The sequence below is a fragment of the Achromobacter sp. ACM04 genome (assembly GCF_014851465.1).
GTDB classification, from domain to species: domain Bacteria; phylum Pseudomonadota; class Gammaproteobacteria; order Burkholderiales; family Burkholderiaceae_B; genus Achromobacter; species Achromobacter aegrifaciens.
On record NZ_JACUZS010000001.1, the window covers coordinates 2,145,354 to 2,169,040 of the forward strand.

Sequence of the window (23,687 nt, forward strand, 5' to 3'; positions counted from 1 at the left end):
CAACGCGCGGGGGCGCGCGCTCGAGGTCGGGGAACCAAGATGAATATCCTGTTGGCGTTCGCGCCGTTCATCGTGTTTGTCATCATTGAAAGAACCGTCGGTGTGCTGGAAGGGCTTGCTGCCGGCACCTTCGTATCCGCCGGGCTGGTGCTTCGCGACTGGCTCAGCCCCGAACGGCGCATCAAGATCCTGGAAACCGGCACGCTGCTGCTGTTCACAGGACTGACCCTGTATGCCCCGATGGCGGACGGGGATTCCTGGACGATCGCCCAGGCGCGCCTGCGGGTCGACGCCGGAATACTGGTCCTGGTGTTGCTGACCCTGGCGCTGCGCCGGCCGTTCACACTGGAATATGCGCGGGAAAAAGAGCCGGAATACGTCTGGAAGAACCGCCGCTATGCCCGCATGAACTATGCCGTGGCCACGGCCTGGGCGCTGGCGTTTGCGAGCATGGTGGCGGCCGACGCGCTGCTGCTGTACAAGCCCCAATTGCCGCAGGCGGTCGCCATCGCAGTGACGGTGGCGGCGCTGGCCGGCGCGATGAAATTCACCGCTTGGTATCCGGACAGGGTGTCGGCGACCACGCTAAGGTAGCGCGCCCGAACCCGCGGATGTCGCGGCGCGCGATACCCGGTCGCACCGCATTGCGCTAAAGCCGCTACTGGAAGTGGTAGCGCTCGCGATAGCCCACCGGCGACATGCCGCAGTACTTGTTGAAAATATCGCGGAAGGCCTTGGTGTCGTTGTAGCCGACTTCGTACATGACTTCGGCCACGCTCTTGCGCGAGGTCTCCAGGCGCTTCTTGGCCGCTTCCACCCGCACCCGCTGCACGTACTCGACGATGCTGTTGCCGGTTGCCTGGCGAAAGCGGCGCTCCAGCGTGCGGCGTCCCATGGCGTGGCGGTCCGCCAGTTCCTCGACGGTGATTTTTTCCGTGTAGCGGCCTTCGATGTAATCCTGCACCGCGCGCACGACCTCGTCGGCGTGGGCCTTCTGCCCCACGAACACCGCGAATGGCAACTGGCTCTGGCGGCTCCAGTCCAGCTGGAAGTACTTGGCGCACCAGATGGCGGTGTCGCGGTCGGTGTATTTTTCGATCAGATGCAGCACCAGGTGCGCGGCCGAGAACGCGCCGCCGCTGGTGTAGATACCGTTGTCCGCCATGACGACGCGGTCGCTGACCCATTGCACGTTGGGAAACAGGCTGGCGTAGAGGTTCTGCGCCACCCAGTGGACCACCGCCTGCTGGCCGTCCAGGACGCCGCCCGCCGCCAGCAACGCGGCGCCCATGCACAGGCTGGCGACTTCGCCGCCATCGCGGTGATGGCGTGACAGCCATTCGATCAGTTCGCGGTTGGACAACACCGCGTCGGACACCGAGCCCAGCAGCGGCGGCGCGATGCAGATGTCGATGTCGTGGGCATCGGCCAGGACCATGTCGGCCTGCACCGTGATGCGGCCTTGGTCCAGGCGGACTTCGCGGTTCACGGCCAGGGTGCGCACCGTGAACCGGGGTTCGCGCCCGTGCGCAGCCAGGTATTCGTTGGCGACCAGGAAGCCATGCCTGGCGGTTTCCAGCGAGGCGATGTTCGCCCCCAGGGGCAGTAGGAAGGCGACGTTTTTCATCCTGCAAAGCATACGCCTGCCAGCTGTCGCAATCCACCCTCAAGATTGTCGCAATCGCCTATCTGAGATCGCCGCCGATCCCGATACAGTGACACTTACCGGAATGAGATCCGGGCAGCGCCAGGGGCGGCTTGCGGGGCGTCCTGGCGCGGAACAGAACAACGTGGATCAAGGAGTTACTGATGGAAAAGTATGTAGACGGCTTCCTGCTGCCCGTGCCCAAGGCCAACCTCGAAACCTACCGGAAGATGGCGCAGCAGGCGCAGACAGTGTGGCTGGAGCACGGCGCCCTCGACTACCGGGAATGCGTGGCCGAAGAGATCGACAAGGAAGGTTTCGCCGCATTCAGCGCCGCTGCCGGCGCGCGCGAGGACGAGACGGTGGTGTTCGCCTGGATCACCTACGCCAACAAGGCGGAGCGCGACCGGATCAACGCCAAGGTCATGTCGGACCCGCGCCTGGCCGAGAACTGCTGCGAAGGCGTGTTCGATTTCAAGCGCATGTGCTGGGGCGGCTTCGCCACACTGGTAGGCAACTGAGGCGGCAGGATCTTTCCCGCCCGTTCAAACGCAACAATCTGGAGATACCTCATGGCTAACCCTGCAAGCAAACCCATACCCGAAGGCATGCATACGCTCACCCCGCACATCGTGTGCGAAGGCGCGGCGCAGGCCATCGACTTCTACAAGAAAGCCTTCAACGCCGAGGAGCTGGCCCGGCTGCCCGGCCCCAACGGCAAGATCATGCATGCCGCCATACGCATCGGCGATTCCGTCATGATGCTGATGGACGACTTCCCCGAATGGGGCAGCCTGGGCCCGAAGGCGCTCAAAGGCACGCCCGTCACCCTGCACCTGTACGTGGCCGACGTGGACGCGGCGATGAAACAGGCGGTGGCGGCCGGCGCCCAGGTGACCATGCCCGTGGCGGACATGTTCTGGGGCGACCGCTACGGCCAGGTGGTGGACCCTTGCGGACACCGCTGGTCCATCGCCACGCACAAGTTCGACCTGACGCCGCAAGAAGTCCAGGAGAACATGGCGAAGATGGGGCCGATGGAAGGCTGCGGCGACGCGACCAAGAAACAGAGTTAAGCGGCCGGCTGCGGATACGGCCCCAGGAAATCCAGCTTGCCGATCTTCACGCCCGCGTGGCGCAGGATGGCGTAGGCCGTCGTGACATGGAAGTAGAAGTTCGGCAGCGCGAACGTCAGCAGGTAGTCGTCGCCGCGGAACTCCTGCTTGAAGTCGCCGAACGCCAGCGAAACCTTGCGGCCTTCGGCGCCATCCAGCCGGTCCGCCGGCACGTCCTGCAGATACGCGAGCGTGGCGGCGATGCGCTGCTGCAATTGTTCGAACGTGGTTTCCTCATCCGGAAACTTGGGCGCTTCCACCCGCGACAGGCGCTGCACCGCGAACTTGGACGCGTCGCTGGCGCGCTGGATCTGGCCGCTCAACGGATACATGTCCGGCGCCAGCCTGGCATTGATCAGTTCGGCCGGATCCATGCCGGCGGCGGCCGCGTGGTCGGCGGCCTTTTGCAGTAGCGCGGCCAGCACCTTCAGGCCGCGGACGAAGGCAGGCACGCTGGCCTGATACATGGATAGTGACATGTCGGAGCTCCCTACAGGGACGAGGCGGTAGGCGCGGAATACGCCGGGAACACGCTGATCTTACTGCCGAGGCGGTTACGGAACCGCCACCCGCTGCGCGGGCTGCCCCAGGCCTATTCCGCCTGCCCGCGCGCCACGCGACGGTGCGTCTGGAAGAAGCGCCAGATCAGCGCCGAGGCATCCGGCCCGCTGCGCGCGTGATAGCGTACCGAGGCGTCGCCGCCGCTCCAGGCGTGCTCCACGAGCGTGATTTCGCATAGCCGCAGCAGCGTGCGGCTGCCGCGCAGCATGTCGACGCGGCGGTAGGACTTATCCGTGCCCAACCCCAGCACGCGCTCGACCGGTACGCTTTCGGGCGGCAGATCGTTCACGGCGCGAAACTGTTCGAACAACTGCCGCGCGTTGCGCGGCGCCACCGTAGGATCCAGCTGCCCCTGCAGAATCATGGCGGGCATGCCCAGGCGGAACACCGCCGGGTCCGCGACCTTTTCCAGCAAGGGCAATAACGGCTTGAGCGCGCCGCGCCGCATGGTGCCTATGCCCCCGGTGGCGCTGTGGGCGTCCCCCGCGACCGGCCCGGAATGCATGGCCACGGCGGCAATCAGGCGCGGATGCCGCAATGCCACCAGCGCGGCCATGCCGGCCCCGGCCGAAAGCCCCGCGATGTAGACGCGTTCGGGGTCCAGCGCATGCCTGGCGCACTCCGCGCGGATCAGGGCGGCAATCAGGTCGGCTTCCGCCCCGCCGTGCGCGTCGTCGGGCTGGAACCAGCGCCAGCAACGCTGCACCTGACGGGTCATGGATTGCTGCGGATACAGCACCATGAAGCCGCCCGCGTCGGCCCATTGATTCATGCGCGAACCGCGGGCGAACGACAGCGCCGTCTGCCTGCAGCCGTGCAGCATCACCACCAGCGGCATGCCGGCGCGCGGCGCCGCGGCGGGCGTGTAGCGCGCAAAGGTGAGACGGCGGCCCTGGGCGTCGGAGAATTGCCGGGAGGCTTCCCAGCGGCCCGTCCCCAGCGAAGGCGCGGCGGCGCTGCGGGAAGCGGAGGCCGCGGCAGGCTTGGCGGCCCGGCGCTTGGGCGCGCTGCGCTTCTTGGCGGCCTTGGGCGTGGCCATGCGCATGGCGGCGCGCTGCAGCTTGCCGATCTTTTTCGCGGCCTTGAAAAACAAGTTGGTGAAACTGCGCGCCATTGCTAGGCCTCGGCCAATAAACCTGCGTTTGCTTGCGCGCTGAATGTATCACAGAGTAACTTCCAGCCAGCGCTTTCGGGCCACCGGCGCGCAGGTCGATTTGCAGTAGATCAAACGGATACCGCCTCGACCGCGGCCAACCGGCACGCCGCCTTGAGCCGCCGCCCCAAAGCGCCTAAGGTGTAGGCTAAACCAACCTAGACGCATTCATGTTTCCCAACGACAGACCCCAGACCCTGGGCGAGGAAATCGCCAACGCCATCAGCCACGGCGTCGGCGCCGCGGGCGCCGTGGCCTCTGCCCCCATCCTGATCCTGGCCGCCGTGCGCCAGGGCGATGCCGCCTTCATCGCGGGCGCCGCGGTCTTCGCCGCGACGATGTGCCTGCTGTACCTGGCGTCCACCATCTATCACGCGCTGCCCAAAAGCCGTGCCAAGCAGCTCTTCAACGTGCTGGACCATTCCGCCATCTATCTGCTGATCGCGGGCACCTACACGCCCTTCGCCCTGGGCGCCCTGCGCGGCCCCTGGGGCTGGACCCTGTTCGGCCTGGTCTGGGGCATGGCCCTGCTGGGAGTCGGGCTGAAAGCCAGCAAGCGGCTCAACCGCCCGGCCATCTCCACGGGCCTGTATCTGGCGATGGGCTGGCTGGTGATCATCGCAGTCAATCCGCTGATCGAGCGCGTGCCCACGGGCGGCCTGTGGTGGCTGGTGGCGGGGGGACTGGCCTACACCGGCGGCGTGGCCTTCTTCGTGCTCGACAACCGTTGGCGCTACAGCCATTTCATCTGGCATCTGTTCGTGCTCGCCGGCACCGTGTGCCACTTCTTCGCCGTGCTCTGGTACGCGGCCTGAGGGCCGCCGCGCGGCCGCTCAGCCGCGGCCCGATTCCCCCGGCTGCGGCATGGCGAGCAGGCCGCGCTTCATCAATGACTTCATCCCCGGCACGAGCAGCCCGCCGCCGAACAGCAGGTCGCGCCACAACCCCGGCCCTGAAGCCTGGAAGCACGGTGTCAGCGCCCGGCTGAGGCTCTGGTACAGGCGCGAAGGCAATAAGCGGCTGCGGGCGTAGCGCGCGGGTCCCGCGGCGGCGCCATGCTGCCCCAGGGCCCGCGCCAGCGCCATCGCATCCAGCACCGCCAGCGTCGTTCCCAATCCCAGCTGAGGACTCATCGCGTGGCCCGCATCGCCCACGGCGCAATACGGGCCCGCCGCCAATCCGCGCGGCCAGGTGTGCCGGTAGGTGGCCACCGCCAGGTCGTCGTGCCGCGAAATCTGATCGACCACGGGCGCGGCCTCCGGCCACAGCGACAGCATGCGGTCTTTCCAGGCGCCGATGGGCGCGGCGCGCCAGGCCGGCAAGGCGTCGTGCCGGATGCTCCAGAACAGCGACAGCCGCACGCCCTGCGGGCCGATCTCGGTGGGCAGCAAGCCCATCATTTCGCGGGTGCCGCGAAAGCGCTGCAACAGCTGCGTCGCGCCGTGCCATCCGGGCGTCCAGAACTGGCCCCACAACGCGCCCCAGGCGTAGGCGCGCGAACTTGCCGCCAATCCGACCTGCTCGCGCAGCGCGGACGCGGCGCCGTCGGCCACCACGAACACATCGAAACTGGACTCGGCCCGGGCTGCGCCCGAGCCATGCGTCACGTGCGCCCTGCCCTCGCGGGTCGCAAGCGTCTCGACCGGACAGCCGAACGAGAACTCGGCGCCCGCGCGCCGCGCGGCCTCGAACAGCACCCCGCCCAGCGCCGCCCGCGTCACGGCCCGCGCGCCGTCGCCCACGTAATCGATGTCCACGACCCGCCAGCCGCGATGCGACAGGCCCAGCAGGCGGTCGATCGGCGCGCCTACGTTCAGCGCCGCGACGTCGACGCCCAGCGATTTGAGCGCGCGCACGCCGGGCGGCTGCAGCAGCAGCCCCGCGCCCAGGGTGGTGAACCCCTGGTGCTTTTCAAAGACGCGTACCTGATGGCCAGCTTGCGCCAGCGCCAGCGCGGCGGCCAGTCCGGCGCTGCCCGCGCCGGCGATGCCGATGGATAGCGGCGTATGTGTAATGGTCATGGAATGGCGTGGCCCGGCGGCCCGAAGGGGCCGCCACGGGAGCCGGCATAGTACCAACTGCCCTCAGCCCTCGCGCAGATACTCCGTGGGCGGACGGCCCAGCACCCGCCGGAACATCGTCGAAAACGACGCCGGGCTCTGATAGCCGAAATCCAGCGCAATGGCGGTCACCGACTCGCCCGAGGCCAGGCGGGCCAGGGCCAGCACCACGCAGGCGCGCTGCCGCCATTCCGAAAACGCCATGCCCGTCTGCTGTCGGAAATGGCGACTGAAGGTGCGCGGACTCATGTGCAGGCGCTCGGCCCAGGCCTGCGGCGCCGCGCGCGCGTCAGGCGCGGCGATGAAGGCCTTGCACAAGGGCGCCAGGCGCCTGTCGCGCGGCAGCGGGATATGCAGCGGCAGCACCGGCGCGCGCTCGACCTCGTGCAGCAGCAGCGCTGCAAGCGCGCCGTCACGCCCCGCCAGATCGTAGGCGGGTGGCATGTCGACCGCGTCCAGCAGCAGCTGCCGCAGCAGCGGCGACACCTCGATCACTTCGCAGGCCTCGCGGTCCGCGCGCGCCGCTCCCGGCTCGATGTAGGCGCTGCGCGTGCTGACGTCCAGCATGCGGACCTGGTGCGTCACGCCCGCCGGGATCCATACCGCGCGCTGCGGCGGCACCACCCAATTGCCGTCGCGCGTGACCACGTGCATGACGCCGGTGGCGCCATACAGCAGTTGCGCGCGGCGGTGGGCGTGGGCCGGCAGCAGCCGGCCAGGCGGATAGTCGTTGCCGATGGCGACGACGGCGCGGTTCAGATGGTCGTAGCGGTCGATGTGGGTATTGCGCATAGCCTGGGGCGCATAGCCTGGGAATCATGGCCCGTTCAAGCGCCTTCACGGCAGGTCGATTGGCCGAAACTCGAACATTATTGTCTCATCCTCGAAAGCGGGCCAAGGCCGGCCGCCGTATCGTGGCGTTTTCCCCTGGAAGGACGCAGCAATGCTTTATCTGGTTCTGGCCCTGTTCGGCTGCTTGAGCGGCGTGACGACCGTGCTGTTCGGCTTTGGCGGCGGCTTTGTCGTGGTGCCGGTGCTGTATGCGGTGTTGACGGCCGCGCACGGCGCGCACGACGCCATCGGCCTGGCGGCCATGCACATCGCGGTGGCCACTTCCACCTGCGTCATGATCGTGAATTCGGTGGCGGCCACGCGCAAGCACCAGCGCGCCGGCAACATCCTGCGGGCCTATGTCTGGCCCCTGGCCGGCTTCATCGCCGCAGGCGCGGCGCTGGGCGCGCTCGCCGCCACGCGCGCCAGCGGCGACTTCGTGCGCTACGCCTTCATCGCCTACCTGGGCGTGACCATCCTGGATTGCCTGCTGCGCCAGGGTTTCATGGCGCAGCAGGACGCGTCTCCCCAGCCCCTGGACCGTGGGGTCCTGGTCGGCGGCGGCGTGATCATCGGTGCGGTGGCGGCCTTCCTGGGCGTGGGCGGCAGCGTCATGACGGTGCCATTGCTGCGCCGTCGCGGCCTGCCCATGGCCAAGGCGGCGGCAATGGCCAACCCGCTGACGCTGCCGGTGGCGGTGGTGGGAACGCTGGCCTACATGGCTGCGGCCGGCGGCCTGGCCGAACCGCTGGCGCCCTGGATCGTGGGCTATGTGGACCTGCTGGCCTTCGCCGCGCTGGCGCTGGGCTCGCTGGTCGGCATCCGGTTGGCCGCGCCGCTGATCCCGCGCATCCCCGACCGCCTGCACGCCCGCGTCTACGTGCTGCTGCTGGCGCTGGTAATGCTGAGCATGCTGATCGTGTAGACCCGTCCCGCATAAATTTAAGGAAACATCGCGGCCAGCAGCGACTACGAAACCGCGCAAAACGTTTCCGCCGCGCCCCGGGGGACTCCCTCCCGGGGCGCGCGCCGATCCCGTGGCCTGCCGAAACAGGAAAACACATCGCGAAACTTGCCCCCGCACCGCCCCGGTCGTCATCATGGCCCGACATTCAACCGGAACAAGGAGGTTTCATGCAGCGTTCCACTTATGCATTCCTGTCCGCCGCCGTGCTGGCGACGGCGCTGTCCGGTGCTCCCGCCCTTGCGCAGCAAGCCAGCCAGGCGCAAGGCCAGGCCCAACCGCGCATGGCGCCCCCACCCGCGATCCAGCCGACCGACCAGCAATTGCAGCGTTTCGCTTCGGCTTCGCAGAAGATTTCCGGCGTCGTCGACGAATACCGTCCCAAGGTCGACGCCGCCAAGACAGATGCCGCCAAGCAGAAGGTCGTCGAGGAAGCCGACGCCAAGATGGTGAAGCTGGTGCAGGCCGACGGCCTGAGCGTCGAGGAATTCAACGGCATCGGCCAGGCCATCCAGCAGGACCCCCAGCTCAAGCAACGTTTGATGAGCATGGGCAAGGGCGCCCCCGCCGCGAAGTAGGGTAAGGCTCTCCGAGAGCTAGTGTTGGCGCCATCCGTCCTCAGGAACGGATGGCGTTTTTTTTCTTTGCGGCGGCCGGAGCCGTTCTGCTTTGCTTCACCCTGCCGGAAGCCGCCTTCAGCAAGCGCTGGAAAGTCGGGCATTGCGCATGGTTGGCGGCAGGACATACCGCCGCATGGCGCAGGCCCTGACTCATCGCCCGCAAGCGCTTGATGGTCGCATCTATGCTGTCGGCCTTGTCCAGCAACAACTGCCTGTCCACCCGCAACGCGCCGTCGGGCGCAAGCATGGCCTGGATCTCGTCCAGCGACAGGCCGCCGGCCTGCCCCAGCGCAATCAGCGCCAGTTGATCCAGCACGCCGGGCGCAAAGCGCCGGCGCTCGCCGGCGGCGCTGACCGCCGCGATCAAGCCCCTGTTTTCATAGAAGCGCAGCGTGGAGGCCGGCAGGCCCGTGCGCCGGGCGACTTCCGAAATATCCATGGCGTCCTCCTTGACTTGAAGTTGACTTCAACTTCTATCATGCCTGCAAACGATGCGGTCATCAACGGAAGGAACAGGACATGGAATCGATGGAATTGGCGGCGAAAGTGGCTTTGATCGGGATCGGCGCGACGGTCGTGATGGACCTGTGGGGCATGCTCCAGAAAGCGCTGGGCATGCCCACGCTGGGCTACGCGCTGGTCGGCCGGTGGGCCGGCCACCTGTGCCGGGGCAAGCTCGCCCACGCCAATATCGGCCGGGCCGAGCCCATCGCGGGCGAATCGGCGCTGGGGTGGACGATCCACTACGCCGTGGGCGTAGCCTTCGCCGCGCTGCTCGTCGGCGTCCAGGGCGCGGCATGGTTGCGTGATCCCACATGGCTGCCCGCGCTGGCCGTGGGCGTGGCAACCGTCGTCATGCCGTTTTTCGTCATGCAGCCCGCCATGGGCGCGGGGATTGCAGCGTCCCGCACGCCCACGCCCTGGAGGAACCGCCTGCGCAGCCTGGCGACGCATGCGGTGTTCGGCTGCGGCCTTTATCTGTCGGCGGCGGCGCTCAGGTTGGTGTGGGCCTGACTGACGCTACTGGCGGTCGCATCTACGATGAAGCCTGTCGGGATACCCTTAGCAATGCAGACGTGGAGGAATTGTGACCTTGAAGGCAAAAGAAACGAACGAGCTGACGATCCGCCGCGCGCGCGTGGAGGATGCGCCCGCGGTGCTGCGGATCTTCGACCAGGTGATAGCCTGGTTTGTAAGCATGGGCAACGAGGGGCAATGGGGCAGCGAGCCCTGGTCCACCCTGCCCAAGCGCATCGCGGGCGTGACCGAAGCCTGCGCGCTGCCCGGCGCCTGGGTCGCCGAGGACCCGGAAGGCGGCATCCATGGCGCGCTGGTGTTGGGCGCATCCATGCCTTATGTGCCCGCGGCAACCGAGCCGGAAATCTACGTGCGACTGCTGGTCGCCTCGCGCGACGAGCGCGCGCGCGGCCTGGGCCGGCGCTTGCTGGCCTTTGCCGATGACCAAGCGCGCGCCGCGGGCGTGGATCGCTTGCGCGTGGACTGCTATGGCGGCGGCAATGGCGCCCTGGCGCGCTTTTACGAATCCTGCGGCTACCAACGGATTTCCACCTTCGACGTGAATGGCTGGCCCGGCCAATTGCTGGGCCGCACTCTTGGTGAACTTGAATGACCGCAACTCCAGACCCGGCGTTCCTGGCCCGCTATTTTGGCCGCATCGGCTATCAGGGCCCTGCCGAGCCCACGCTCGACGTCTTGCGGCAGCTCCATCTGCTGCATCCGCAAGCCATCCCGTTTGAAAACCTGGAGCCGTATTCTGGCCGCAGCGTTGCGCTGGATCTGGAGGCCATCGCCGACAAGATGTTCACGCAACGGCGCGGCGGATACTGCTTCGAGCACAACACGCTGCTGCTCGCGGTGTTGCGGCAGATGGGCTTTCATGTCACTCCGCTGATCGCACGGGTGCGCTGGCAAGTGCCGGCGAAAATCCATACGGGACTGACCCACATGCTATTGCGCGTGGAACTGGAGGGCCGCAGCTGGTTCGTCGATGTGGCCTTCGGATCCACCACGCAGACCGCCCCCCTGGAATTGCTGCCTGACGTTCCCCAAGCCACGCCCCACGGCACTTTCCGCATCGCCCAGGCCGCAGGCGAACTGAGCCTGGACTTTCAGACCGTGAGCGGCTGGCAGACCGTGTATCGCTTCAAGCTGGAGCCCGCGGCGGATGTGGATTTCGAAATCGGCAACTGGTACACCTCGACGCATCCCCAGTCCGTCTTCCTGAACAGCCTGCTGGTCAGCCGCACCCAGCCCGGCGCCCGCGAACTGATGGTGAACGACACCTACACCCGCCGCGACAACGCCGGCGATCTGCAGAAACATCGCTATGCCGATGCCGCCAGTTGGGCGGATTGCCTGCGCGCACGTTTTGGCCTCGATCTCGGCCGGGACGAGGCCGCCGGCCTGTTCCAACGCGTGCTGACGCAAAGCCATGGCGCAACCAGCGCCGAACTCGCGCCAGGCTGAGCCACCGGACGGCGAAGGCGCGGGGCCGGCCCCCGCCGCCATGGGTCCCGCGCAACCGGTTATCCTGTTCCGGATTCCCTCACCGACACGTAGAAGGAGCGCAGTATCTTGACCCCGGATCTCACTCTCTATGACCTGGCGGGCGCCGACGCCTCGCTGCGCTTCAGCCCGCATTGCTGGAAGACCCACATGGCCCTGGCCCACAAGGGCCTGACCGCGGCGACCGTGCCCTGGCGCTTCACCGAAAAGGAAGCCATAGACTTTTCCGGCCAGAAGCTGGTGCCGGTGCTGGTGCACGGCGACCATGTCGTCAGCGATTCCTGGCAGATCGCGTGCTACCTGGAAGACACCTTCCCCGAGCGGCCCTCGTTGTTCGGCGGCGCCAGCGGCCGTGCGCTGAGCCTTTTCGTGAATTCATGGTCGGACACAACCCTGGTGCCGACGCTGGCGCGGCTGCTGCTGCCCAGCATCCACGGCCTGATCCATGAAAAGGACCGGGACTATTTCCGCGCCACGCGGGAGAAGCGCTTCGGCCGGCTGGAAGACCTGCCGGCGGGCTATGAAGACCAGATCGCCGCGCTGCGCGCGGCGTTGCTGCCCTTGCGGCAGATGCTGGGCAAGCAGCCCTATCTGGCGGGCGCGCAGCCGGCCTATGCCGACTACGCGGTGTTTGGCATGTTCATGTGGGCGCGCTGCACCAGCACGCTGGAACTGCTGGCCCAGGACGATCCGGTCCACGCCTGGCGTGAGCGCCTGCTCGATGCCCATGACGGCCTGGCCCGCCGCGCGCCGGCGGCCCAAGCCTGAGCCACCGTCCCCCTGTCCGTCTGCGCTAGGTCTTCAGCCGGTAGCCGGTCTTGAAGATCCAGCGCACGCCGATCAGGCAGGCCAGCAGGAACACCAGCGTCATGCCCACGCTGACGCCGACGCTGACGTCCGCCACGCCATAGAAGGCCCAGCGAAAGCCGCTGACCAGATACACCACCGGATTGAACAGCGTGGCGGTCTGCCAGAACGGCGGCAGCATCTTGATGGAATAGAAGGTGCCGCCCAGGAAGGTCAGCGGCGTGATGATCATCAGCGGGATGATCTGCAGCTTTTCGAAGCCATCCGCCCAGATGCCGATGATGAAGCCGAACAGGCTGAAGGTCACGGCCGTCAGCACCAGGAAACCCAGCATCCAGAACGGATGCGCGACCTCGAACGACACGAACAGGCGCGCCGTGGCCAGCATGATGAGCCCCAGGATGATGGACTTGCTGGCGGCAGCGCCCACATAGCCCATGACGATCTCCACGTAGGAGATGGGCGCCGAGTGGATTTCGTAGATGGTGCCCGAGAAGCGCGGCATGTAGATGCCGAAGGACGCGTTGGCGATGCTTTGCGTCAGCAGCGACAGCATGATCATGCCGGGCACGATGAAGGCGCCGTAGCTCACGCCGTCGATCTCGACCATGTGCGAACCGATGGCGGAACCGAACACCACGAAATACAGCGAGGTGGAGATCACGGGCGACAGCACGCTTTGCATCAGCGTGCGCCACGCGCGGGCCATTTCAAACAGGTAGATAGCGCGGATGGCGTAGAAGTTCATGATTGACCGTGCACCAGGCTGACAAAGATATCCTCGAGCGAGCTTTCCGACGAATTCAGGTCGGTGAATTCGATCTCCAGGCGCGAGAGCTCATGCAGCAGCCGGGAGATTTCCCCGCCGCCCTGGTTGTCGTAGGTGTAGACCAGCTTGTGGCCGTTGTCGGACAGGTCCAGCTGGAAGGCGTCCAGCGCCGTGGGGATGCCCGGCAGCGGCGCCTTCAGCGTCAGCGCCAGCTGGCGCTTGCCCAGCTTGGCCATCAGCGCGTGCTTCTCTTCGACCAGGATGATCTCGCCCTTGCGGATCACGCCGATGCGGTCGGCCATTTCCTGGGCTTCCTCGATGTAGTGCGTGGTGAGGATGATGGTGACGCCGCTTTCGCGCAGGCGCCGCACCATTTCCCACATGCCGCGCCGCAACTCGACGTCCACGCCGGCGGTGGGCTCGTCCAGGAACAGGATCGCGGGTTCGTGTGACAGCGCCTTGGCGATCATGACGCGGCGCTTCATGCCGCCCGACAGCGCCATGATGCGGCTGTCCTTCTTGTCCCACAGGGACAGGTCGCGCAGCACCTTTTCGATGTAGGCGTGGTCGGTCGGCTTGCCGAACAGGCCGCGGCTGAAGTTGACGGTGTTCCAGACGCTTTCGAACGCGTCGGTGGAAATTTCCTGGGGCACCAGGCCGATCTTGGCGCGGGCCGCGCGGAACTCCGTGAGTATGTCGTGGCCGTCTGCCAGCACGCGGCCGGCGGTGGGATTGACGATGCCGCAGATGATGCTGATCAGCGTGGTCTTGCCCGCGCCGTTGGGCCCGAGCAGGGCGAAGATCTCGCCGCGCCGGATGTCCAGGTTAACGCTCTTGAGCGCCTGGAATCCGGATGCGTACCGTTTGGATAGATCCTGAACTGAAATGACCGGCTGCACACGCGCCCCCGACTGGATGGATAGCCAGGGATTTTAACCGTCACGCGTGACAGGCTTGTTCGCCGTGACGGAACAGTGTGTTTGGCAGGCTGATCAATCCCTGCTCAGCGTGCCCAGCGCAGGACCAGCGGATCAAGGCGGCTCGCGGTCTCCAGCAGGCCCTGCCGGACCTCTGCGCGCATGGCCGGCCAAGGGTGGCGCGGCGCATCGCACGCGATCACGCCGCCGGCCTTCATCAAGGCCTTGGCCGTGAGGATGCCGCCCTGCCGGTTCTCGTAATTGATCAGGGGCAACCAGCGCTCGTACAGGCGGTAGGCCTCGTCGCGCCTGCCTGCGCGATGGGCCTCGATGATGGGCCGCAGGCCATCGGCGAAGCCGCCGCCGGTCATGGAGCCGGTGGCGCCAGCATCCAGGTCGGGCAGCAGGGTGATGGCTTCCTCGCCGTCCCAGGGCCCTTCCACGGCCTCGCCGCCCAGCGCGATCAGGTCGCGCAGCTTGCTGGCCGCGCCCGCGGTTTCGATCTTGAAGTAGGCGACGTGCTCGATCTCGCGCGCCATCCGCGCCAGCGCCGCCGCCGACAACGGCGTGCCTGCGACCGGCGCATCCTGGATCATGATGGGGATATCCACCGCGTCCGACACGCGCTGGAAGAATCCCGCCACCTGTTCCTCGGACACCCGGATCGTCGCGCCGTGGTAAGGCGGCATGATCATCAGCATGGCGGCGCCCTGCTCCTGCGCGCGCCGGCTGCGCGCGGCGCAGACCTGGGTGCTGAAGTGCGTGGTGGTCACGATCACCGGCACGCGGCCGGCGACGTGCTCCAGGATGGTCCGCGTCAGGATTTCGCGCTCGTCGTCCGACAGCACGAACTGCTCGGAGAAATTGGCCAGGATGCAAAGGCCGTCCACGCCCGAGTCGATCATGAAATCCACCGCGCGCTTCTGGCTGGGCAGATCCAGCTCGCCGGATTCGGTGAAGGTGGTGGGCACGACCGGGAATATGCCGCGATAACGCGGGTTCTGGTAGGTAGCCATGTTCATTCGATGATGTTGAAGTCTTTGAGGTATTCCGTCTTCAACGTCAGGCCCAGGCCGGGCTTGTCGTCGTCCAGGTCGATGAAACCTTCCTTGGCCACCGGCTCGCCGTCGAAGATGTAATAGAACAGCTCGTTGCCGACTTCCACGTCGAACATGGGGAAGTACTCGCTCATGGGCGAGGCCAGCGTGCTCATGGTCAGGTGGTAATTGTGCATCTGGCCGGCATGCGGCACCACCGGCACGCTGTAGGCCTCGCACAGCGCGTTGATCTTGTGCGCCGCCGTGATGCCGCCCACGCGGTTGGTGTCGTACTGCACCACCGACACCGCCTTGCGGTCCAGCAACTGTTTGAAGCCATAGAGCGAGAATTCGTGTTCGCCGCCGGAGATCGGGATCGAGGTCAGCTGGTTCAGTTCCGCGTAGCCGTCGATGTCGTCGGCGATGACGGGCTCTTCCAGCCAGCGCGGCTCGAACTTTTCCAGCTTGGGCAGGATGCGCTTGGCGTACTCCAGGTTCCAGCCCATATAGCACTCCAGCATCAGGTCGGTGTCGTAGCCGATCACCTCGCGCACCGCCTCCACCGACTTCAGGTTCTCCGACACGCCCTTCTGCAGGTGCGCCGGACCGTAGCCGAAGCGCATCTTGAAGGCCGTGAAGCCCTGGTCCAGATAGGTCTGGGCCTCTTCCTGCATGGCCTTCAGGTCGGTGCGGTAGAGCTTGGAGTAGTAGACCGGGATCTTTTCCTTGGTTCGGCCGCCCAGCAGCTTGAAGACGGGCTTGTTCACCGACTTGCCCAGGATGTCCCAGATGGCCAGGTCCACCGCCGAAATCGCGGCCATGGTCACGCCCTTGCGGCCCCAGGCGTGGGTGGAGCGGTACATGCGCTGCCACAGGTATTCGTAATCCCAGGGATCCTGCCCGATCACCAGCGGGGCCAGGTACTGGTCGATGATGGCCTTGGCCACGCGCGGCGCCAGCGCCACGTTGCCCAGGCCCACGATGCCGTCGTCCGTCTCCACCTCGACCACGGTCCAGCCGTGGAAGCGGAAGGTGCTCATGGTTTCCTGCTTGGAATACAGCAGGTCCATGGCGTTGGAGCAGAAATTGCCCTGCGGCGGCACGGTCTTGCCGGTCCACTCGTAGACGCGGGCGCGGACGGATTTGATCTTCATGAGGATATCCTGCTTGGAATAAGGGTATGGAATGAAAGCGGCGGATCAGCCCGCCCGCGTGCGCGATGCGCGGTGCGACAGGCCCATGCGGCAGGCGATGAGAAAGGCCTGCCAGGTGGCGTCCAGATTGGCGCGGCCCTGGCCGGCGATGTCGTAAGCGGTACCGTGGGCCGGCGTGGTGATGGGAATGGGCAGGCCGCCCTGCACCGTCACCCCACGCGAAAAGCCCAGCAGCTTGATCGCGATCTGGCCCTGGTCGTGATACATGGTGACGATGGCCTGGAACTCGCCGGCCTGGGCCTTCAGGAAGATGGTGTCGGCGGGGAACGGGCCCTGCACCGGCAGCCCCTCATCGTTCAGTTGCCGCACGGCGGGCGCGATGATGTCCACCTCTTCGCGGCCGCAGGTGCCGCCGTCGCCGCCATGCGGGTTGAAGGCCGCCACCGCCACGCGCGGCTCGGCAATGCCGTTGGCCTGCAACGAACGGTAGATCAGCCGGGTAGCGTCCTTGATGCCGTCGATGCTTAGCGCCGCCGCCGCGTCCTTCAACGGAATATGCGAGGACACGCGCGAAGTCCACAGGTCGCCCAGGGTATTGAACTCGCAGAAGTAGCCGGTCACGCCCAGATACTGCGCAAAGTGGTGCAGTTCGTCGTCGTGCCCCAGGCCGCCCAGCTTCATGGCGTACTTGTTCAGGGGCGCGAAACAGATGGCGTCGACGTGGCCGTCGCGCGCGGCGTCCATGCAGGCGTTGAGCACCCGCAGCACCGACGCGCCGCCCGCGGCCTCGGCCTGGCCGACATGCACCTGGCCGGGGTCGATGGTATCCATCCCCAGCCAGGCGGGCGCGCCGGTGTCCGGCCGGCCGCGCACCGCCTCGATGCTGTCCACGGGCTGGGTGGCGACCTGCACGCCTGCCACCCGCTGGCCTTCGCGCCACAGCCACTCGTCGCCCACCAGCACGATGTTCGCCTGTTGCATGGCTTCGGGTCTGGCCAGCAGGCGGGCGATCAGTTCGGCGCCGATGCCTGCGGGGTCGCCCAGGGTCAGGGCGATGACGGGTTTCTGCTGCTTGCTCATGTCTGGGTCATTCCACGGAAATGTTGTTCTTCTTGATGACGCCGGCGTAGCGCTGGTTTTCGCTCTTATGGAACTGCGCGAACTGCTCCTGGCTCATCGGGTTGATGTCGGCGCCGATCGCCTGCAGGCGGGCCTGCGTGTCGGGCAGGGCCAGGATGCCGTTGACGGCGTCATGGATGCGCTTCTGATTGGCGGCGGGCGTGGCGCTGGGCATGTAGATGCCGTACCAGGCGCTCATTTCCACGCCTGGGACGCCGGCCTCGGCCATCGTCGGCACGTCGGGCAACTGGGCGTTGCGCTTGGCGCTCAGCACGGCCAGCGCGCGCACCTTGCCGCTCTTGATGTGGGGGATCACGGAAGACGCGGTCTCGAACGCGATCTGCACTTGCCCGCCCATCAGGTCCACCAGCGCCGGGCCGCTGCCGCGGTACGGGATGTGGATCATCTGCACTCCGGTGGCGTCCTTGAACAGCTCGGCGGCGATGTGCTGGGTGCTGCCCGAGCCGCTGCTGGCAAAGTTGTAGGTGCCAGGCTTGCTCTTGAGCAGAGCGATCAGTTCCTGCACCGACTTGGCCGGCACGTCGTTGTTGACCACCAGGATGTTGGGAACGGCGCCCACGAACACCACCGGCGTCAGGTCGCGGTCGTTGTCATAGCCCAGCTTCAGCAGGTGCGGCGCGATGGCATGGGCGGTAGAGACCCCCATCACCATGGTGTGGCCGTCCGTGGACTTGGCCGCCAGGTCGGCCGCCAGCGTATTGGACGCGCCCGGCTTGTTCTCGACCACCACGGTCTGCTTGAGCAAGGGCCCCAGCTTGTCGGCCACGGCGCGCGCCATGGCGTCGGTGCCGCCGCCCGGCGCGGATCCCACCAGCAGGCGCAGGGGCTTGTTGGGCCAGTCGGCGGTCTGCGCCTGGACGGGCGCCAGGGCCGACAGGCACAGGGCGCCGGCCGCCATCGCGGCCAATAGCCTAGTCTTCATGGTTGTCTCCTTGGTTGGTTTTTTGCCCGTTGAAGAGGCAATCTTTTGTGAGTCCATCTTAGAAAGAAGCGCTGTTTCCGTAAAATGAAACTTTTGCACTAATCGTTCACCTGAGGCGATCAATCATGGAACGCGCGATCCACGTCCCTTCCCTGCTGGCCCGGCTGCGCATGCGGCAGATCGTCCTGTTGCTGGCGATCGAGGAACGCGGCACGCTGCGCGCCGCCGCCAGCCAGCTCAACATGACCCAGTCCGCGGCCAGCAAGATGCTGCACGAGCTGGAACTGGCCATCGGCCAGCCTCTATACGGACGGGTCGGCCGCGGGCTGGCGCTGACCGCGGCGGGCGAATGCGTGATGGGGTACTTCCGGGGCATGCGCGGCACGGTCTCGTCGCTGGCGCGCGAACTGGAGGAGCTGCGCCTGGGCAGCGCGGGCAAGCTGTTCATCGGCAGCATCATGGCCGCATCGCCCGGCCATCTGACCGACGCCCTGCTGCGCCTGAAACAGACCTATCCGCTGCTGGCGGTAGAAATCTCCACCGGCACCAGCGACCTGCTGATCGGCCGCATGAACGAAGGCAAGCTGGACGTGGTGATCGGCCGCATGCTGACCCTGTCGGACAGCCAGTACGTCTTTCGCCCGATCGGCGACGAGGCGCTGTCGGTGATCGCGTCGGTGGACCATCCGCTGGCCGGCCGCAAGCGCGTGAGCTTTGACGCCATGCTGGACTATCCCTGGGTGCTGCAGCCGCATGGCAGTCCGATGCGCGACGTCATCGAACAGGAGTTCCGTTCGCACAACGCCTCCACGCCCAGGGGCCTGATCGAATCAGCGTCCATCCTGACCACGACGAACCTGGCGATGAAATCGACGATGCTGGGCGTGATTCCGGAATCGGTGGCCAGCCGTTACGCGGCGCATGGCCTGCTGGCGATACTGCCCTACCAGATCCGGCAAAGCCTGACGGCCTTCGGCAGCATCGTGCCGCGCGACCGTCCGCTGAGCGCCGCCGCGCGGCATTTCGTGGGCTTGCTGCATGGCGACGCAACAGCTTGAGAGCGCGCGATGCAAAGGGGGAAAACTCTCGCGGCGCAGGGGAAAACAGCATGCCGCGCAGTACAATCGCGTGTTGCGCATCGCGCGTTTTTTACACTGAGGTCCACACGTGAGCGCACTGCCCGCCTGTCCCAAATGCCAGTCCGAATACACCTATGAAGACGGCGCCCTCTACGTCTGCCCGGAATGCGCGCATGAATGGCCGGCGCAGGCCGCGGAATCTGCCGATGAAGCCGCGCGCGTCTACCGCGACTCGGCCGGCAATGTGCTGCAGGACGGCGACACCGTCACTGTCATCAAGGACCTGAAACTCAAGGGTTCCGGCGGCGTGGTCAAGATGGGCACCAAGGTCAAGGGCATCCGCCTGGTCGATAGCGACCACGACATCGATTGCAAGATCGACGGCTTCGGGGCGATGAGCCTGAAGTCGGAGTTCGTGAAGAAGGTATAGGCCGCCGCTTGCGACGGCCCCGGGCCGCGGCCACGCCGCGCCCCGGCTACAGGTCCTCGGGTTCCTCGGCCTTGGGCATCAGGTAAGCGGTCAGCGTGCTGGACAACCCCGCCATCACCCACAGCACGAAGAAAGACACGGTGTAGAAGCCGGTGCGTCCGGTAGGCACATGCCCGAAGATCGCCACATCCAGGGGGTCGATCAGGGCGAAGATCAGCGCGCTCCCCGCCGCGGCCGCCATGAAGGACGGCCACAGGATCCACATCAATGATCGCAAGCCCATCTGTGTTCTCCCCGATTACGGATTGGCGCTGGACGCCGCCTGCTCGATGACCAGGCCGCGCTTGACCACGCCCTCCTGGATCGGCTGATTGCTGAAGTTGGTGAAAGCGAAATAGATCGTGACGAAGCAGCCTATCATGGCCACGAACGGGCCGGCCATCAGGATCCAGGGCCAGGGCTCGCGGTACCAGGGCTTGGCGGTCTTGGCGGGTTGGGCGGCGGTCATGGGCTTGTCCTTTTCAGTATTCAATCGGGTACGTAGAAGCTGGCGGGCTCGTCGGTCTCGACCGGACGGCTCTCGCCGTCCTGGCCGCGCGCGCGCAGCGTGATGGCATGGGCGCCCGGCTCGGCGCCAGCCGGCGCGCGGATCACCATGGGCACCAGCTTGTTGGCAGCCGCCTCGACGTCGACCGTGTCCGAGCCCTGCTGTCCCATCATCACCTTCAGGCCGGGCATGCCCTCGACCGAGAGCTGCAGGCGCATCGGCTGGTCGGAAGTATTGATGATCTGCAGGCGGTACACGTTTTCGATCATGCCGCCGGCCACTTCGCGCCCCAGCGCGCCGCGGTCGCGGATCACGTCCACCCGCAAGGGGTTGCGCATGGCCAGCGACGCCACGAAAGCGATGGCCAGCGCCAGGATCAGCGTGCCGTAGATCAGCACGCGCGGACGCAGCAGATGGGAGCGGGCGCTCTTGGCGGACAGCCCGTCCAACATGGCGCGTTCCGAGGTATAGCGGATCAGGCCGGGCTCGTACTGCATCTTGTCCATGACCTGTTCGCAGGCGTCGATACAGGCGCCGCAGCCTATGCACATGTATTGCAGGCCGTCGCGTATGTCGATGCCGGTCGGACAGACCTGCACGCACAGGCTGCAATCGACGCAGTCTCCCAGCCCGGCGGCCTTGTGGTCCACCTTGCGCGAGCGGCCGCCGCGCGGATCGCCGCGGCGCTTGTCGTAGGTGACCACGAAGGTGTCGGGGTCCACCATCACGCTCTGGAAGCGCGCGTACGGGCACATGTACTTGCACACGGATTCGCGCATGAAGCCGGCGTTGCCCCAGGTGGCGAAGCCGTAGAACAGCATCCAGAACCACTGCCAGGGGCCGAGTTGCAGCGCGAACAGCTCATGGCCCAGTTCGCGGATGGGTGCGAAATAGCCGATGAAGGTGGAGCCCGTCCACCAGGCCAGCGCGATCCACAGGAAATGCTTGGTGAGTTTCAGGCGCACCTTGCGCCAGGTCCAGGGCGATTCGTCCAGGCGGATGCGCGCGACGCGGTCGCCTTCGACCTTGCGCTCGATCCACATGAAGATCTCGGTGTACACGGTCTGCGGACAGGCGTAGCCGCAGAACAGCCGCCCCGCCACCGCTGTGAACAGGAACAGCGCCAGCGCCGAAATCACCAGCAGCACCGCCAGGTAGACCACGTCCTGCGGCCACAGCACCAGGCCGAAGAGATAGAACTTGCGCGCGCCCAGGTCGAACAGCACGGCCTGGCGGCCGTTCCATTGCAGCCATGGCAGGCCGTAGAAAATCAGCTGGGTCAGAAAGACGAACGCGATGCGCCAGCGCGCGAAGATGCCGCTGACGGACCGCGGGTAGATCTTGCTGCGCACGCCCGCCAGCGTCTGCTCCAGGGTTTCCGTCCCCGGACGCGGCGGCCTCACATGCGGCCGCCAGGGCGGCGGGTCACCGTCAGGCGTAGTGCCGACCCTTGCGGCTGACCCATCTTCCATTTCCTGCTCCCTGCTGTATGTCCAGTGATATGGGGGCCACGCCAGGCGCGGCCCCCAAAAACGCGCTGTAAAGCCTTTACTTCGTTGCCGTGCCCGGCGCGGCGCTGGCCGTCGCTTCGGGCTTGTTCGACAAGCCCCAGACCCAGGCCGTCAGGATCTTGATCTGCTCCGGCGTCAGGATGTCGCCATGCGCCGGCATGCGATTGTCGCGGCCATCCAGGATGGTCTTGACGATGGTCGCTTCAGAGCTGCCGTAGAGCCAGACGTCGTCCGTCAGGTTGGGCGCGCCCAGCGCCTGGTTGCCCTTGCCGTCGACGCCGTGACAGGCCACGCAGTAATTGGCGAACTCGCGCTTGCCGCGGAACACGCGGACCGGATCCGCGGTCAGGCCCGACAGCGAGCGCACGTACTGGGCGATATCGGCAGCCGTCTTGGCGTCGATCGCGGCCTTCCAGGGCGGCATCACGCCCACGCGGCCCTGAGTGATGGTCTGCATGATGGCTTCAGGCGAGCCGCCGTGCAGCCAGTCGCCGTCGGCCAGGTTGGGAAAGCTGGGGCCGCCCTTGGCGTCCGAGCCATGGCATTGCGCGCAGGTGTTCAGGAACAGGCGCTGGCCGATTTCGCGAGCGCCTGGATCCTGGGCGATCTGCGGAATGTCCATGGTCTCGAAGCGCGCGTAGATCGGACGCACGGCTTCGGCCATCTTGGCCTGCTGCCTGGCCACTTCCTCGGTGCTGCTGTAGCCCAGCTGGCCCTTGTACTCACCCAGGCCCGGCATGAAGAACAGATAGCCCAGCGCGAAGGCGCAGGCCAGCAGGTACATCCAGGTCCACCAGCCCGGCACCGGGTTGTTCAGCTCGGTCAGGTCGCCGTCCCAGACGTGGCCCGTGTCCTCGACCTTGCCGTTGGCCGGCTTGGTGCTGAGCCAGCGGCGCTGCGTGTACAGCAGCCACACGCACCAGACCACGCCGCCCACGGCGACGATCGAGATGAAATACCCCCAGAAGCCGCTAACGAAATCGCTCATGACCGATTCGCTCCATCTTGTTGTCCCTGCCCGAACTCATCGGGCAGTGCGAACGGCAGCATGGCCGATTCGCGGTTGGCGCTCTGGCGGCCGCGCGAGCAGGCCCACCAGACGATGCCGAAGAAAGTTGCCATCGAAATGGCGGTGACGACGGCGCTCAGATAGCCCAGCATGGTCAGCCTCCCGCGGCCGCGGGCGCGGCGGCTTGGGTGGCGGGTTGCGCCGCAGGTTGTGCGGCGGCCTTCTTGGCCTCTTCCGCCTTCTTGGCCTGCTCGGCCTGCTTCGCCTTGCGCACGCCCACGCCCAGCCCTTGCAGGTAGGCGACCAGCGCGTCTTCCTCGGTCTTGCCTTCGATGGCCTTGGGCGCCTCGGCGATCTCCTCGTCCGTGTAGGGCACGCCCAGCTTGCGCAGGGCGCGCATGCGGTCGCTCACGTTCTCGCCAGTGATGACGGTCTTTTCCAGCCAGGGATAGGCGGGCATGTTGGACTCCGGCACCACCTTGCGCGGGTCGCGCAGGTGGATGCGGTGCCAATCGTCGGAATAACGTTCGCCCACGCGCGCCAGGTCGGGACCGGTGCGCTTGGAGCCCCACAGGAAGGGATGGTCAAAGACCGATTCCGAGGCCAGCGAGTACGAACCGTAGCGCTGCACTTCGGCCGCCAGCACCCGCACCTGCTGCGAATGGCAGCCGACGCAGCCTTCGCGGATGTAGACGTCGCGGCCCATCAGGCGCAGCGGGCTGTAGGGTTCCACGCCCGCGATGGGCTGGGTCGTGCTGTGCTGGAAGAACAGCGGCACGATCTGGACCAGGCCCGCGAAGGACACCACCAGGATGCTGGCGATGATCATCCAGCCGATGTTCTTCTCGAGCGTCTGGTGCGAAAAGAAACCAGATTTATTGTTGGCCATG

At 66.4% G+C, this 23,687-nt stretch carries 30 protein-coding genes; 12 read left to right on the forward strand and 18 right to left on the reverse strand.

All coding sequences use genetic code 11. The features are described from left to right. The first annotated feature begins 39 nt into the window (after nucleotides 1-39). Entirely contained in the window at nucleotides 40-594 is a 555-nt protein-coding gene (locus IB259_RS09985) for a hypothetical protein (protein ID WP_054452807.1), read from the forward strand. A 64-nt stretch (nucleotides 595-658) separates the two neighbouring features. Here IB259_RS09985 and IB259_RS09990 read toward each other — a convergent pair whose 3' ends face one another. Further along, the gene (locus tag IB259_RS09990) at nucleotides 659-1,639 is read right to left on the reverse strand and encodes a GlxA family transcriptional regulator (protein ID WP_054452809.1); all 981 of its coding nucleotides are present in this window, start codon (nucleotides 1,637-1,639) and stop codon (nucleotides 659-661) included. Between the two features lie 170 nt (nucleotides 1,640-1,809). On the opposite strand from IB259_RS09990, the gene IB259_RS09995 reads away from it, so the two are divergent. Then, nucleotides 1,810-2,166: a DUF1428 domain-containing protein gene (locus tag IB259_RS09995; protein WP_054452811.1), complete on the forward strand. Its 357-nt coding sequence runs from the start codon at nucleotides 1,810-1,812 to the stop codon at nucleotides 2,164-2,166. Between the two features lie 51 nt (nucleotides 2,167-2,217). Then, the gene (locus tag IB259_RS10000; RefSeq protein WP_125470560.1) at nucleotides 2,218-2,721 is read left to right on the forward strand and encodes a VOC family protein; all 504 of its coding nucleotides are present in this window, start codon (nucleotides 2,218-2,220) and stop codon (nucleotides 2,719-2,721) included. Here IB259_RS10000 and IB259_RS10005 read toward each other — a convergent pair. Both IB259_RS10005 and IB259_RS10010 read right to left on the reverse strand, forming a co-directional pair. Continuing rightward, entirely contained in the window at nucleotides 2,718-3,239 is a 522-nt protein-coding gene (locus IB259_RS10005; RefSeq protein ID WP_119449970.1) for a DUF1993 family protein, read from the reverse strand. The genes IB259_RS10000 and IB259_RS10005 overlap by 4 nt on opposite strands. Before the next feature lie 113 nt (nucleotides 3,240-3,352). Next, nucleotides 3,353-4,435 carry a PHB depolymerase family esterase gene (locus IB259_RS10010; RefSeq protein WP_054452817.1) on the reverse strand — a complete coding sequence of 361 codons (1,083 nt, stop codon included), beginning with the start codon at nucleotides 4,433-4,435 and terminating at the stop codon, nucleotides 3,353-3,355. A gap of 209 nt (nucleotides 4,436-4,644) precedes the next feature. Between IB259_RS10010 and IB259_RS10015 the strand changes: the two genes are divergently transcribed. After that, the gene (locus IB259_RS10015; RefSeq protein ID WP_054452819.1) at nucleotides 4,645-5,289 is read left to right on the forward strand and encodes a hemolysin III family protein; all 645 of its coding nucleotides are present in this window, start codon (nucleotides 4,645-4,647) and stop codon (nucleotides 5,287-5,289) included. An 18-nt stretch (nucleotides 5,290-5,307) separates the two neighbouring features. Here the strand turns inward: IB259_RS10015 and IB259_RS10020 are convergent, their stop codons facing one another. Beyond that, nucleotides 5,308-6,495 (reverse strand): NAD(P)/FAD-dependent oxidoreductase, encoded by a 1,188-nt coding sequence (locus tag IB259_RS10020; RefSeq protein ID WP_192328726.1) that lies wholly within the window; start codon nucleotides 6,493-6,495, stop codon nucleotides 5,308-5,310. Between the two features lie 63 nt (nucleotides 6,496-6,558). Further along, complete coding sequence (locus IB259_RS10025; RefSeq protein WP_119449973.1) at nucleotides 6,559-7,326, reverse strand: helix-turn-helix domain-containing protein; 768 nt, start codon at nucleotides 7,324-7,326, stop codon at nucleotides 6,559-6,561. 151 nt (nucleotides 7,327-7,477) lie between these two features. Here IB259_RS10025 and IB259_RS10030 point away from each other — a divergent pair, with 151 nt between their 5' ends. Both IB259_RS10030 and IB259_RS10035 read left to right on the forward strand, forming a co-directional pair. Further along, the gene (locus IB259_RS10030; protein WP_119449974.1) at nucleotides 7,478-8,290 is read left to right on the forward strand and encodes a sulfite exporter TauE/SafE family protein; all 813 of its coding nucleotides are present in this window, start codon (nucleotides 7,478-7,480) and stop codon (nucleotides 8,288-8,290) included. Between the two features lie 209 nt (nucleotides 8,291-8,499). Continuing rightward, complete coding sequence (locus tag IB259_RS10035; RefSeq protein WP_125470564.1) at nucleotides 8,500-8,907, forward strand: DUF4168 domain-containing protein; 408 nt, start codon at nucleotides 8,500-8,502, stop codon at nucleotides 8,905-8,907. A gap of 40 nt (nucleotides 8,908-8,947) precedes the next feature. Here IB259_RS10035 and IB259_RS10040 read toward each other — a convergent pair whose 3' ends face one another. Next, nucleotides 8,948-9,388: a helix-turn-helix domain-containing protein gene (locus tag IB259_RS10040; RefSeq protein ID WP_119449976.1), complete on the reverse strand. Its 441-nt coding sequence runs from the start codon at nucleotides 9,386-9,388 to the stop codon at nucleotides 8,948-8,950. An 80-nt stretch (nucleotides 9,389-9,468) separates the two neighbouring features. Between IB259_RS10040 and IB259_RS10045 the strand changes: the two genes are divergently transcribed. From IB259_RS10045 to IB259_RS10060, 4 genes are all read left to right on the forward strand, one after another. Then, nucleotides 9,469-9,963 carry a DUF2938 domain-containing protein gene (locus IB259_RS10045; protein ID WP_192328729.1) on the forward strand — a complete coding sequence of 165 codons (495 nt, stop codon included), beginning with the start codon at nucleotides 9,469-9,471 and terminating at the stop codon, nucleotides 9,961-9,963. 79 nt (nucleotides 9,964-10,042) lie between these two features. Beyond that, entirely contained in the window at nucleotides 10,043-10,579 is a 537-nt protein-coding gene (locus IB259_RS10050; RefSeq protein WP_208949706.1) for a GNAT family N-acetyltransferase, read from the forward strand. After that, nucleotides 10,576-11,436 (forward strand): arylamine N-acetyltransferase, encoded by an 861-nt coding sequence (locus IB259_RS10055; RefSeq protein ID WP_192328732.1) that lies wholly within the window; start codon nucleotides 10,576-10,578, stop codon nucleotides 11,434-11,436. The genes IB259_RS10050 and IB259_RS10055 overlap by 4 nt, the downstream gene beginning before the upstream one ends. A 108-nt stretch (nucleotides 11,437-11,544) precedes the next feature. Beyond that, nucleotides 11,545-12,243 (forward strand): glutathione S-transferase family protein, encoded by a 699-nt coding sequence (locus IB259_RS10060; protein WP_054452837.1) that lies wholly within the window; start codon nucleotides 11,545-11,547, stop codon nucleotides 12,241-12,243. Between the two features lie 25 nt (nucleotides 12,244-12,268). Here IB259_RS10060 and IB259_RS10065 read toward each other — a convergent pair whose 3' ends face one another. The 6 genes from IB259_RS10065 to IB259_RS10090 form a co-directional block, all read right to left on the reverse strand. Further along, entirely contained in the window at nucleotides 12,269-13,030 is a 762-nt protein-coding gene (locus IB259_RS10065) for an ABC transporter permease (protein WP_042794334.1), read from the reverse strand. Continuing rightward, complete coding sequence (locus IB259_RS10070; RefSeq protein ID WP_054452839.1) at nucleotides 13,027-13,950, reverse strand: ABC transporter ATP-binding protein; 924 nt, start codon at nucleotides 13,948-13,950, stop codon at nucleotides 13,027-13,029. Before IB259_RS10070 ends, IB259_RS10065 begins: the two co-directional genes overlap by 4 nt. 104 nt (nucleotides 13,951-14,054) lie before the next feature. Next, on the reverse strand, nucleotides 14,055-14,984 hold the full coding sequence (locus IB259_RS10075; protein ID WP_054453666.1) for a dihydrodipicolinate synthase family protein: 930 nt from the start codon (nucleotides 14,982-14,984) through the stop codon (nucleotides 14,055-14,057). Between the two features lie 2 nt (nucleotides 14,985-14,986). Then, on the reverse strand, nucleotides 14,987-16,159 hold the full coding sequence (locus tag IB259_RS10080) for an L-rhamnonate dehydratase (RefSeq protein WP_118932506.1): 1,173 nt from the start codon (nucleotides 16,157-16,159) through the stop codon (nucleotides 14,987-14,989). Nucleotides 16,160-16,204: 45 nt separating this feature from the next. Continuing rightward, nucleotides 16,205-17,239 (reverse strand): 4-hydroxythreonine-4-phosphate dehydrogenase PdxA, encoded by a 1,035-nt coding sequence (locus tag IB259_RS10085; RefSeq protein WP_054452843.1) that lies wholly within the window; start codon nucleotides 17,237-17,239, stop codon nucleotides 16,205-16,207. A 7-nt stretch (nucleotides 17,240-17,246) separates the two neighbouring features. Further along, on the reverse strand, nucleotides 17,247-18,221 hold the full coding sequence (locus IB259_RS10090; RefSeq protein WP_119449980.1) for a tripartite tricarboxylate transporter substrate binding protein: 975 nt from the start codon (nucleotides 18,219-18,221) through the stop codon (nucleotides 17,247-17,249). A gap of 125 nt (nucleotides 18,222-18,346) precedes the next feature. On the opposite strand from IB259_RS10090, the gene IB259_RS10095 reads away from it, so the two are divergent. Both IB259_RS10095 and IB259_RS10100 read left to right on the forward strand, forming a co-directional pair. Further along, the gene (locus IB259_RS10095; protein WP_054452847.1) at nucleotides 18,347-19,279 is read left to right on the forward strand and encodes a LysR family transcriptional regulator; all 933 of its coding nucleotides are present in this window, start codon (nucleotides 18,347-18,349) and stop codon (nucleotides 19,277-19,279) included. Between the two features lie 109 nt (nucleotides 19,280-19,388). Next, nucleotides 19,389-19,730 (forward strand): zinc ribbon domain-containing protein YjdM, encoded by a 342-nt coding sequence (locus IB259_RS10100; protein WP_119449981.1) that lies wholly within the window; start codon nucleotides 19,389-19,391, stop codon nucleotides 19,728-19,730. A gap of 46 nt (nucleotides 19,731-19,776) precedes the next feature. On the opposite strand, the gene IB259_RS10105 is transcribed toward IB259_RS10100, so the two are convergent. From IB259_RS10105 to ccoO, 6 genes are all read right to left on the reverse strand, one after another. Further along, nucleotides 19,777-20,013, reverse strand: a complete 237-nt coding sequence (locus tag IB259_RS10105) for a hypothetical protein (RefSeq protein WP_054452851.1) — start codon at nucleotides 20,011-20,013, stop codon at nucleotides 19,777-19,779. A 15-nt stretch (nucleotides 20,014-20,028) separates the two neighbouring features. Continuing rightward, nucleotides 20,029-20,238 carry a FixH family protein gene (locus IB259_RS10110; protein WP_054452853.1) on the reverse strand — a complete coding sequence of 70 codons (210 nt, stop codon included), beginning with the start codon at nucleotides 20,236-20,238 and terminating at the stop codon, nucleotides 20,029-20,031. 20 nt (nucleotides 20,239-20,258) lie between these two features. Then, on the reverse strand, nucleotides 20,259-21,749 hold the full coding sequence (ccoG, locus tag IB259_RS10115) for a cytochrome c oxidase accessory protein CcoG (RefSeq protein ID WP_054452855.1): 1,491 nt from the start codon (nucleotides 21,747-21,749) through the stop codon (nucleotides 20,259-20,261). A gap of 76 nt (nucleotides 21,750-21,825) precedes the next feature. Then, nucleotides 21,826-22,776 (reverse strand): cytochrome-c oxidase, cbb3-type subunit III, encoded by a 951-nt coding sequence (gene ccoP, locus IB259_RS10120; protein ID WP_054452857.1) that lies wholly within the window; start codon nucleotides 22,774-22,776, stop codon nucleotides 21,826-21,828. Continuing rightward, the gene (locus IB259_RS10125; protein ID WP_054452859.1) at nucleotides 22,773-22,949 is read right to left on the reverse strand and encodes a cytochrome oxidase; all 177 of its coding nucleotides are present in this window, start codon (nucleotides 22,947-22,949) and stop codon (nucleotides 22,773-22,775) included. The genes ccoP and IB259_RS10125 overlap by 4 nt, the downstream gene beginning before the upstream one ends. A gap of 2 nt (nucleotides 22,950-22,951) precedes the next feature. Continuing rightward, on the reverse strand, nucleotides 22,952-23,686 hold the full coding sequence (gene ccoO / locus IB259_RS10130) for a cytochrome-c oxidase, cbb3-type subunit II (protein ID WP_054453668.1): 735 nt from the start codon (nucleotides 23,684-23,686) through the stop codon (nucleotides 22,952-22,954). Nucleotide 23,687 lies beyond the last annotated feature (1 nt).

Coding starts and splice junctions, on each gene's coding strand:
- IB259_RS09985 (WP_054452807.1), top strand. CDS start 40: ATGAATATCCTGTTGGCGTTCGCGCCGTTCATCGTGTTTGTCATCATT.
- IB259_RS09990 (WP_054452809.1), bottom strand. CDS start 1,639: ATGCTTTGCAGGATGAAAAACGTCGCCTTCCTACTGCCCCTGGGGGCG.
- IB259_RS09995 (WP_054452811.1), top strand. CDS start 1,810: ATGGAAAAGTATGTAGACGGCTTCCTGCTGCCCGTGCCCAAGGCCAAC.
- IB259_RS10000 (WP_125470560.1), top strand. CDS start 2,218: ATGGCTAACCCTGCAAGCAAACCCATACCCGAAGGCATGCATACGCTC.
- IB259_RS10005 (WP_119449970.1), bottom strand. CDS start 3,239: ATGTCACTATCCATGTATCAGGCCAGCGTGCCTGCCTTCGTCCGCGGC.
- IB259_RS10010 (WP_054452817.1), bottom strand. CDS start 4,435: ATGGCGCGCAGTTTCACCAACTTGTTTTTCAAGGCCGCGAAAAAGATC.
- IB259_RS10015 (WP_054452819.1), top strand. CDS start 4,645: ATGTTTCCCAACGACAGACCCCAGACCCTGGGCGAGGAAATCGCCAAC.
- IB259_RS10020 (WP_192328726.1), bottom strand. CDS start 6,495: ATGACCATTACACATACGCCGCTATCCATCGGCATCGCCGGCGCGGGC.
- IB259_RS10025 (WP_119449973.1), bottom strand. CDS start 7,326: ATGCGCAATACCCACATCGACCGCTACGACCATCTGAACCGCGCCGTC.
- IB259_RS10030 (WP_119449974.1), top strand. CDS start 7,478: ATGCTTTATCTGGTTCTGGCCCTGTTCGGCTGCTTGAGCGGCGTGACG.
- IB259_RS10035 (WP_125470564.1), top strand. CDS start 8,500: ATGCAGCGTTCCACTTATGCATTCCTGTCCGCCGCCGTGCTGGCGACG.
- IB259_RS10040 (WP_119449976.1), bottom strand. CDS start 9,388: ATGGATATTTCGGAAGTCGCCCGGCGCACGGGCCTGCCGGCCTCCACG.
- IB259_RS10045 (WP_192328729.1), top strand. CDS start 9,469: ATGGAATCGATGGAATTGGCGGCGAAAGTGGCTTTGATCGGGATCGGC.
- IB259_RS10055 (WP_192328732.1), top strand. CDS start 10,576: ATGACCGCAACTCCAGACCCGGCGTTCCTGGCCCGCTATTTTGGCCGC.
- IB259_RS10065 (WP_042794334.1), bottom strand. CDS start 13,030: ATGAACTTCTACGCCATCCGCGCTATCTACCTGTTTGAAATGGCCCGC.
- IB259_RS10075 (WP_054453666.1), bottom strand. CDS start 14,984: ATGGCTACCTACCAGAACCCGCGTTATCGCGGCATATTCCCGGTCGTG.
- IB259_RS10080 (WP_118932506.1), bottom strand. CDS start 16,159: ATGAAGATCAAATCCGTCCGCGCCCGCGTCTACGAGTGGACCGGCAAG.
- IB259_RS10085 (WP_054452843.1), bottom strand. CDS start 17,239: ATGAGCAAGCAGCAGAAACCCGTCATCGCCCTGACCCTGGGCGACCCC.
- IB259_RS10090 (WP_119449980.1), bottom strand. CDS start 18,221: ATGAAGACTAGGCTATTGGCCGCGATGGCGGCCGGCGCCCTGTGCCTG.
- IB259_RS10095 (WP_054452847.1), top strand. CDS start 18,347: ATGGAACGCGCGATCCACGTCCCTTCCCTGCTGGCCCGGCTGCGCATG.
- IB259_RS10105 (WP_054452851.1), bottom strand. CDS start 20,013: ATGGGCTTGCGATCATTGATGTGGATCCTGTGGCCGTCCTTCATGGCG.
- IB259_RS10110 (WP_054452853.1), bottom strand. CDS start 20,238: ATGACCGCCGCCCAACCCGCCAAGACCGCCAAGCCCTGGTACCGCGAG.
- ccoG (WP_054452855.1), bottom strand. CDS start 21,749: ATGGAAGATGGGTCAGCCGCAAGGGTCGGCACTACGCCTGACGGTGAC.
- ccoP (WP_054452857.1), bottom strand. CDS start 22,776: ATGAGCGATTTCGTTAGCGGCTTCTGGGGGTATTTCATCTCGATCGTC.
- IB259_RS10125 (WP_054452859.1), bottom strand. CDS start 22,949: ATGCTGGGCTATCTGAGCGCCGTCGTCACCGCCATTTCGATGGCAACT.
- ccoO (WP_054453668.1), bottom strand. CDS start 23,686: ATGGCCAACAATAAATCTGGTTTCTTTTCGCACCAGACGCTCGAGAAG.